The organism is Microbacterium sp. AR7-10, from assembly GCF_001878835.1.
GTDB lineage: Bacteria > Actinomycetota > Actinomycetes > Actinomycetales > Microbacteriaceae > Microbacterium > Microbacterium commune.
Map to the genome: position 1 here is coordinate 1 of NZ_MJIR01000103.1, position 8,329 is coordinate 8,329.

The 8,329-nt window shown below is 67.1% G+C and carries 9 protein-coding genes, 1 tRNA gene and 3 pseudogenes; 6 read left to right on the top strand and 7 right to left on the bottom strand.

The annotated features are described in order from the left end of the window. Positions 1-175: 175 nt before the first annotated feature. The 5 genes and pseudogenes from BFN01_RS13935 to BFN01_RS16035 form a co-directional block, all read left to right on the top strand. Positions 176-1,336 (top strand): annotated as a pseudogene (locus BFN01_RS13935) (type IV secretory system conjugative DNA transfer family protein); the annotation flags it as partial. A gap of 87 nt (positions 1,337-1,423) precedes the next feature. Beyond that, positions 1,424-1,891, top strand: coding sequence for a single-stranded DNA-binding protein (locus BFN01_RS13940; protein WP_071644941.1), 468 nt, complete (start codon positions 1,424-1,426; stop codon positions 1,889-1,891). Positions 1,892-1,910: 19 nt separating this feature from the next. Next, the gene (locus tag BFN01_RS13945; protein WP_071644942.1) at positions 1,911-2,537 is read left to right on the top strand and encodes a hypothetical protein; all 627 of its coding nucleotides are present in this window, start codon (positions 1,911-1,913) and stop codon (positions 2,535-2,537) included. Between the two features lie 18 nt (positions 2,538-2,555). Then, on the top strand, positions 2,556-2,768 hold the full coding sequence (locus tag BFN01_RS13950) for a hypothetical protein (RefSeq protein WP_071644943.1): 213 nt from the start codon (positions 2,556-2,558) through the stop codon (positions 2,766-2,768). Between the two features lie 139 nt (positions 2,769-2,907). Then, a pseudogene (locus BFN01_RS16035) lies at positions 2,908-3,996 on the top strand (recombinase family protein); the annotation flags it as partial. On the opposite strand, the gene BFN01_RS15950 reads toward BFN01_RS16035, so the two are convergent. Together BFN01_RS15950 and BFN01_RS13975 are read right to left on the bottom strand one after the other, a co-directional pair. Further along, complete coding sequence (locus BFN01_RS15950) at positions 3,907-4,566, bottom strand: hypothetical protein (RefSeq protein ID WP_256221170.1); 660 nt, start codon at positions 4,564-4,566, stop codon at positions 3,907-3,909. The pseudogene BFN01_RS16035 and the gene BFN01_RS15950 overlap by 90 nt on opposite strands. Before the next feature lie 34 nt (positions 4,567-4,600). After that, positions 4,601-4,673: transfer RNA gene (locus BFN01_RS13975), tRNA-Ala, on the bottom strand. A 197-nt stretch (positions 4,674-4,870) separates the two neighbouring features. Here BFN01_RS13975 and BFN01_RS13980 point away from each other — a divergent pair. Continuing rightward, positions 4,871-5,074: a hypothetical protein gene (locus BFN01_RS13980; RefSeq protein ID WP_071644944.1), complete on the top strand. Its 204-nt coding sequence runs from the start codon at positions 4,871-4,873 to the stop codon at positions 5,072-5,074. A 22-nt stretch (positions 5,075-5,096) separates the two neighbouring features. On the opposite strand, the gene rsfS is transcribed toward BFN01_RS13980, so the two are convergent. The 5 genes and pseudogenes from rsfS to BFN01_RS14005 form a co-directional block, all read right to left on the bottom strand. After that, entirely contained in the window at positions 5,097-5,474 is a 378-nt protein-coding gene (gene rsfS, locus BFN01_RS13985; RefSeq protein WP_071644945.1) for a ribosome silencing factor, read from the bottom strand. After that, a complete protein-coding gene (locus BFN01_RS13990; protein WP_071644946.1) occupies positions 5,474-6,613 on the bottom strand; it encodes a hypothetical protein in 1,140 nt (379 codons plus the stop codon). The genes rsfS and BFN01_RS13990 overlap by 1 nt, the downstream gene beginning before the upstream one ends. Continuing rightward, a complete protein-coding gene (gene nadD, locus BFN01_RS13995) occupies positions 6,610-7,212 on the bottom strand; it encodes a nicotinate-nucleotide adenylyltransferase (protein ID WP_071644947.1) in 603 nt (200 codons plus the stop codon). The genes BFN01_RS13990 and nadD overlap by 4 nt, the downstream gene beginning before the upstream one ends. A gap of 6 nt (positions 7,213-7,218) precedes the next feature. Then, positions 7,219-7,431, bottom strand: coding sequence for a hypothetical protein (locus BFN01_RS14000; RefSeq protein ID WP_071644948.1), 213 nt, complete (start codon positions 7,429-7,431; stop codon positions 7,219-7,221). Between the two features lie 49 nt (positions 7,432-7,480). After that, positions 7,481-8,215, bottom strand: a pseudogene (locus BFN01_RS14005) (glutamate-5-semialdehyde dehydrogenase); the annotation flags it as partial. Positions 8,216-8,329 lie beyond the last annotated feature (114 nt).

Here is an 8,329-nt window from a genome sequence, read left to right on the forward strand (position 1 = left end):
GTGTAAAGTTAGGCTGCAGAGTTGGTCAGGTAGTGCGGCAGATGTGCAAGAAGTGCATGAGCTAATACAGATTTTCACTTAAGGTGAAGTCGATTTGTTTTTTTTTTTTTAATGATACGGCGACCCCCGATATCTACACCCTAGAGTTCGTCGGCAGCGTCAGATGTGTATAAGAGACAACCTCACCGCCACCCTCCGCGCCCGCCAGCGCCTCGGTCCGGTGGCGGTGTTCGACCCCCAACACCTCGCCGAAGGCATCCCCGCCGGACTGCGCTGGTCCCCGGTACGCGGGTGTGAAAACCCGCTGACGGCGATGATCCGCGCCACCGGCCTCGCCGGGGCCACCGGCCTGTCCGCAGGTGGCGTCGAATCCGGCGGGTTCTGGGAAGGCAAGACCCGTACCGCGCTCCAAGCCCTGCTGCACGCCGCGGCCCTCGACCACCGGCCGCCGGCAGAGCTGTTCCGATGGACTCTTGACCCCTCCGCCGCCGCCGAAGCCGTCGCCATCCTCGCCAACAGCACCCAGGCGGCGACCGGCTGGGCTGACTCCCTCGGGGCGATGATCGACTCCGACCCTAAGACCCGCGACTCCATCTGGCAGGGCGTCGCCCTCGCCCTCGGAGCCCTGGCAGACCCCCGCGTCCTCGACGCCGTCTCCCCAGGACCGGGTGAGGGCTTCGACCCCGAACGTTTCATCCACGAGCGCGGAACCCTCTACCTACTCGCCACCGGCGCCGGCGCCGGCGCATCCGCCGCCCTGGTCGCCGCGTTCGTCGAAGACCTCATCGAAACCGCCCGCCGCATCGCCGCACGCTCACCCGGCGCACGTCTCGACCCGCCCCTGCTGCTCGCACTGGACGAGATCGGCAACCTCGCCCCCCTCCCAAGCCTCCCGACCCTGATGGCCGAGGGCGGCGGCACCGGCATCACCAGCCTGCCCGTCCTCCAGTCCCTCGCCCAAGCACGGAACAAGTGGAATGACAACGCCGCCGGCGCAATCTGGGACGCCAGCATCGTCAAAATTATCCTCGGCGGCGCCTCCAACAGTCGAGACCTCCAAGACCTGTCCACCCTCGTCGGTGAACGCGACGAGTACACCGACTCCATCACCGTCGGCGATCACGGCACCCGTTCCAACCAACGCTCCATCCGCCGCGTCGCAATCCTGCCCCCGGATCGGATCAGGACATTGCCGTTCGGCACCGGAGTGACCTTGCTGCGCTCGGCGGCACCGATCGTGACCGATCTACGCGCCTGGCCGTCCCGGACGGACGCGGCCAGGTTGAAGGCCGACCGCGCCGAGATCGAAGCCCTCCTCCAACGCCCTGCTCCCTGATCCGGTGCTGGAGTTGCGTGTGCACCTACCTGACAGGAGCAGCCCCGACTCGCGGGGACGCGGCCGATGTCAGGAAGGAATAGTCCGATGGCTATCCGCACGCAACAGTCCATCTCCGGGTTCATCGCCACCGATCCACAGCTGACCTACACCGAGCGCGGCGAGGCACGCTTCTACGCCCGTTTCGGGCAGGAGAACTACCGGCGCGAACAGGACGGATCTTTCACCAAGGGGGAGCCAACCTTCGGCAACCTCGTCATGTACCGGGCCACCGCCGAACGAGCCCACGAGCGGTTCGCCAAAGGCGACAACTTCGTCGCCGAAGGCTACGCCCACGACTACAGCTACGAGCGTGCCGGGCAGCACATCGACGGCGAGGAGTTCGTCGCCAAGAAGATCGGCCACGACACCGCCCGCACCCGCTACGACGTGGACCGCACGCCCCGCCGGGCAGGTGTCTCCGCAGAGCGCGACAGCCCGACCCGCGAGCAGAACCACGCCTTCGACCCTCCGCAAACCCGGCCGGCCGCCGACACGCCGGTTCTGGGCCACTGAACCGGAGAGGCCCAAGACGATGAACGAGCAGAGATCACGACCGGAGCCCGGCGACGTCGACCCCGACGAACTCGAACTCGACGACCTGAACGACCTGGACGACGACCCTGGCGGGGTGGCAGGCGATGAGGCCCTGGGCGGGCCGCCGCACCCGATCAACTGGAACCTGCTCTCCGCCCACGACCTGGAGCAGGAGTGGCTGGAACTGAACCGGTGGGTCGACTGGCTGCGTCGCACCTACGGGCTAGCCGCCGCAGTGATCCCGCCGTTCTGGCACCACCACCCGGAACTGGTCTGGGAGCTGTCCGCGCTGCACCTGCACTGGCTGTGCGCTTACGACCCCGAACAGAACGGCTCCGCACCCATCGGCTGGCACCGGGATTTTGCCGATGCCCGTCAGCGGCTGCGTGACTGGGTCGCCGCCTCCGGTACCCGCCTCGACCGCGACCGCCCGACACGGCAGACCACCTGGCCCGGCGAAGAGCCCGCACCACCGGTCGAAGACGTCCTCATCGAAGACCGGGACCACGAGTTCGTCGACTTCGTCGTAGACCAGGTCCGGCAACGCCAGGACGCCGAGGACGCATTCTTCGCCACCATCGACCAGGCCACCGGCGGACTCCGAGACCCCCGCAGGGACCGGTAGCGGGAACAGTGAACGGTGATGGTTCGCTCCTACCAGCGCAAGACCGACCGACCGGACTCTGATCGGTCGGTCTGGGTCCGGTATGAACGGCGCGAGGAGGTCAACGCGGAGAAGATCGCGGAAGTCCTCATCCGCCTCGCGCTGCGCGCCGCCGGCGAGAACACTGAGACCGGCCGTACCGGCGACTACCTTCGCGATCTGCTCACCCTCAGCGGTAGAATCGATCCTTAACACGACGATCACGGCGTCGCTGGCACCAATTCCTAAGCCCCTGATCTCGGGGGTGTTCTTCTCGCATACTGACGTGACCGCCACCCGGCGCCCAGACGCCCACCCCCCTGGGTTGGGTACCTGAAAGGCGGTCACCCCGATGACGCTCATCGACCTACCCTCCGGCCTTGACCTCGCAGCGCTGCGAGCCCTCGCCGCAGGAGCAACCCGGAAGCCGGTCCCGGCCGGCGAGGAGCCACTGGACGGGCTGGTCCCGGCGATCTCCTATCTGCGGGTCTCCACCAAGGACCAAGCCACCCGTAACGGCCTCGAAGAAGGCTTGTCCATCCCAGCCCAGCGCGAAGCCGCCGAGCGGAAGGCCGAGCAGCTCGGTGCGGTTATCGTCAAGGAGTTCATTGAGCCCGGCGAGTCCGCAAAGACCGCCCACCGGCGGGCGTTACAGCAGATGCTTGACTACATCGCCGCGAACCCGGTGCGGTACTGCATCATCAACAAGGTCGACCGGCTCGCCCGCAACCGGCTCGATGACGCGATCATCCACACCACGCTGCGCGGGGCGAACATCACCCTCGTCTCGGTCACCGAGAACATCGACGAGTCCCCATCTGGGATGTTCATGCACGGCATCCTTGCCTCGATGGCCGAGTTCTACTCCCTCAACCTCGCCCAGGAAGTCGTCAAGGGCATGGTCCAAAAGGCCACTATCGGCGGCACCCCAACCAAAGTACCGCTGGGCTACCTCAACGTGCGGAGCACCGACGCCAAAGGCCGCGAGGTCCGAGACGTCGAACTCGACTCCGAGCGCACGGACCTGATCCGGTTCGCGTTCACCGCCTATGCCACCGGCGATTGGTCACTCTCATCCCTCGCCCGTGAACTGGAGGCCCGCGGCCTGACCACCCGGCCCACACCTGCCCAGCCGGCCAAGCCTGTCACGACGACCGGGCTGCACAAGATTCTGACCAACCCCTACTATCAGGGCACCGTCACCTTCCGCGGCATCACCTACGACGGTGCACATACGCCGCTCGTCGACGCTGAGACCTGGCTGCGCGTCCAGACTCAGCTCGACGCGAAGAACGCCGTCGGGGAACGGCCGCAGAAGTACGACCACTACCTCAAGGGCAGCCTGTACTGCTCATGCGGCGCCAAACTCATGATCGAACGGCCTCGGGACAAGCAAGGTGACCGCTACGAGTACTTCACGTGCACTGGCCGGCGTCGGAAGAAGAACGGCTGCACCCGCTCCGCGATTCTGGCCAGCCGCCTCGAAGAACGCATCGAAACCACATACAGCAGCAACGGGCTCACCGAGGATGAGGCAACGCACGTCCGGGCGGTGTTGCATCAGGTGTTCGACCAGCTCGAAGCCTCCAGCGACGACGAACGCGTCCTGCTGACCAACCAGCGCAACAAGCTCGAAGCTGAACGGCTCAAGCTCGTCCAAGCCCACTATGCCGACGCGATCCCGCTGGACCTGCTCAAGAGCGAACAAGATCGCATCCGCACGAGCCTCGACGCGACCACGAACCGGCTCGACAGCCTCGCGACCACCTACACCAGCGCCCGTGGAGGCCTCGACCAGATCATCGGCATCCTCACCGATCTCGGCGACCTCTACAGCAAGTGCGAACCTTCTGAACGCCGCATCCTGAACCGCGCCCTGTTCAAGCGGATTGTTGTGGACGAGGACGAGAACACCACGTTTGTCCCGGCAGAGCCTGCCGCCAGCGTCCTCGCGTCCGGCAGCAGCAGCACCGCAGACGAGACCGGCCCGGACAAGAACCTGCCCCGCCATCAGACGGGGCAGGTTTCGATCTTCTCAACTTACGTGGACCTGAGGGGACTCGAACCCCTGACCCCCTGCATGCCATGCAGGTGCGCTACCAGCTGCGCCACAGGCCCATCTTCGCTGCCTGACTCGGCAACCTGATCAGCATACTACGCACCGGCGGGCGGGTGCCAAATCGCCCCACCGGGCCGGGTGTGTCGCCTCGCCTAGCCCCTGAGACGTGCGCCGTCAACCGGATCCGACACCGGACCGGGGCGCGCTAGATTCGCCGGACACGGCGCGCACGACGTCGTCACGAAGAGGAGCGATCATGTCGAACCCCACCCCGAACATGCTTCCCGAAGACCCCGACCTCGAAGAGAACGAAGCCGTTCCGACCCGCGAGGTGGACGGCGAGGTCGAGCTGGATCCGGACGCCGATCCCGACGGGATCGACAGCATCGACGCCGACCGCCTGGCATCCGGCGCCGCAGACGCTGACGACGCCTGGTCAGGCGACGAGCGCGTCGACTGACGCTGGGCGGCGACGCCCGCGATCACTCCCCCGCGGCGGGCGCGGGGAGCTCGATGGGAACGACCGGGCAGTCCTTCCAGAGACGCTCGAGACCGTAGTACACCCGCTCCTCGGAGTGGAAGACGTGCACAACCAGGTCGCCGAAGTCCAGCAGCACCCAGCGCGACTCGGCACGGCCCTCGCGGCGCACTCGACGGTGCCCGGCTTCGAGAAGCTGGTCCTCGATCTCGTCGGCGATGGCGGCGACGTTGCGCTCGCTGTTTCCGGTCACGAGCAGGAAGATGTCGACGAGCGGCAGCGGCTCGGAGACGTTCAGGGCAAGGAGGTCCTCGCCCCCCTTCGCGTCAGCTGCACGAGCGGCGATCTGCAGCATCTCTGCGGCGGTTTCTGGGGATTGCATCAACCGAGGACTCCTGTGGTGAAAGCGATGATCAGCGACGCGGCCAGCGCGAGCGCGAGACCCCCGGCGACGATCGCGAGGGTGAGAGTGAGCTTGCTGCCCTTGTCGGGCACGGGGGGACGGATGACTTCACCGGCGGGCTTGGAGGTGCTGATCGCCGAGCTCGCGGCGATGGGCGTCGGCGACGACGCCGGCGCGAGCTCGCCGTCGATGAGCACGGCATCGATGTCTTTGCCGTCGGTGGTGCCGAGCGCGTGACCCTGCGAGCCCATGCCGTCCGGCAGGGCGTAGGTGCCGGTGATCAGCAGCTCGCCGGTCGATGCTACGGGCCCCGAGAGCGACCCGGCGCCGGGCGACGGCGTGAAGATCAGCGTGCTCGCGGTCTTGTGCGAACCGCCCGATCCGGTATCGATCAGATCGTCGAATGCCGTGGGCGTGGCCGGCCCGGACGGGGACCGCTTGACGCCGATGCCGAACGCGGCTCCGACCATCGGGCGCTCGGGCTCGACATCCGCATCGCCATCCGTATCCGCGTCCGCCTGGTCTTCTTCGTGATCGCGGGCGGGTGACGCGCTCGGCAGGCCGGCGTCGGAGGTGGTCGACTGCGCCGGCTGCGGCGCGAAGACCGGGACGCTTCCGTCGCGGACGGATCCCGCCGCAGCGGCCGCCTCGGCGACGGGTACGTCGACGATCAGCTCGGCCACGACCGGTTCCTGCACCACGGTCTCGTCGACCACCGGTTCTTCGACGACGGTTGCTTCGACGACCGGCTCGGCCACGACCGGCTCGGCGACGGGCTGAGCGGCGACCGGCTCTTCGGCAGCGGACTGCGGTGCGATGGAGTCGACGGGGCCGGAATCCGTGCGGCCGCGCTGCTTGGCACGCGCGGCGCGGCGGGTCAGCGGCGCCGACGAGGCGGCCGAAGATGCCTGCACTGCTGCACCCGGCTCAGCTGCGGCGCGCTCGGCGGCGTGCGACTCGACCGAGTCCGTCTCGGCGGACCGGTCGCTCGGCGTCTCAGCCTGCGCCGCCTGCGCGGCGGCTGCGTCCTCGCTGCTGACGACCGGTGTCGAGCCGGTCAGGCGGAGCTCACGCAGCTGCTTGCGCGTGAGGGTGTGCCCGTCCTCTTCAGTGCTCATGCCTTGCTCCGATACAGATGATGCTTCGCGATGTACTGGACCACGCCGTCCGGGACCAGGTACCAGACGGGCTGGCCGTCGGCGATGCGCTCGCGGCAGTTCGTCGACGAGATCGACAGCGCCGGCACTTCGAGCTGACTCACGTCGTCGGTGGGCAGTCCGTCCGTGCTCAGCACGTGCCCCGGACGGGAGACGGCGACGAAGTGGGCGAGGTCCCACAGTTCATCATGGTCTCTCCAGCTGAGAATCTGCGCCACGGCGTCCGCGCCGGTGATGAAGAACAGCTCGGCGTTCGGACGCTGCGCCTTCAGATCGCGCAGCGTGTCGATGGTGTACGTCGGCCCGTCACGATCGATGTCGACGCGGCTGACCGTGAAGCCGGGGTTCGAGGCCGTCGCGATGACCGTCATCAGATAGCGGTGCTCGCTCGGCGAGACGTGCTGCTTCTGCCAGGGCTGGCCGGTGGGCACGAACACGACCTCGTCGAGGCCGAAGGAGTGCGCCACCTCACTCGCCGCGACCAGGTGACCGTGGTGAATGGGGTCGAACGTGCCACCCATCACGCCGATGCGCGGTGCCCGAGCGCTGGAATCGTGCATGCGGTCCTAGTGGCCGTGGCCGTCCTTGCCGTGCTTCAGGGCGTACGCCTCGGCCTTGGCCGCGTGGCGGTTCGCGACGTTGCGGAACGACAGCGTCACCAGGCCCATCGCGGCGAAGACGATCGCGGCGATGACACCGAAGATGAAGGTCTCGGCGGCCACGTTGCCGTGGTACTCCGTCTCGGCTGCGGCCATCGCGATCTGGGCGATGAGGTTCATCCTGACTCCGTTCCTGACATGGCAAGCAAACGCCTGTCCATTCTAGTCCTCAGCCGCGGATCTGGCCGGACCCGCGCGCGAGCCACTTCGTGCTCGTCAGCTCGCCGAGGCCCATCGGGCCGCGCGCGTGCAGCTTCTGCGTCGAGATCCCGACCTCGGCGCCGAACCCGAACTCGGCGCCGTCGGTGAAGCGGGTGGAGGCGTTGACCATCACGACCGCGGAATCCACTTCGGCGAGGAACCGTTCCGCGTTGCGGGTGTCGGTGGTGATGATCGACTCGGTGTGTCCGGTGCTGTATCGGCGGATGTGCGCCAGCGCCTCGTCGAGATCGTCGACGACCTTGATCGCGATCTCCAGACCGAGGTACTCGGCCGCCCAGTCCTCCTCGGTGGCCGGGATCGTGCCCGCGACGAGACCGGCGACCATGTCGTCGCCGTGGATGGCGACGCCCTCGCTGAGCAGCGCGCTCGCGATCACCGGGATGAGCTGGGGAGCGGCCTGGCGGTGCACCAGCACGGTCTCGACCGCGTTGCACACGCTCGGGCGCTGCACCTTCGCGTTCAGCACGATGTCGCGCGCCCAGTCCATCGGCGCCGACTCGTCGATCACGATGTGCACCACCCCGGCCCCCGTCTCGATGACCGGCACGGTGGATTCGGTGACGACGGTCTCGATCAGCGCGGCGCTGCCTCGCGGCACGAGCACGTCGATCAGACCGCGCGCGTGCATCATCGCCTTCGCGCCGTCGCGACCGAAGTCGTCGACGCTCTGGATCGCTTCGGGGCTGTCTCTTATACACATCTGACGCTGCCGACGAACTCAAAAAAAAAACATCACCAGCATCTACATAATCTACAGCTACCTGAGATGTCAACATGTAGTTCGATAAACATACAC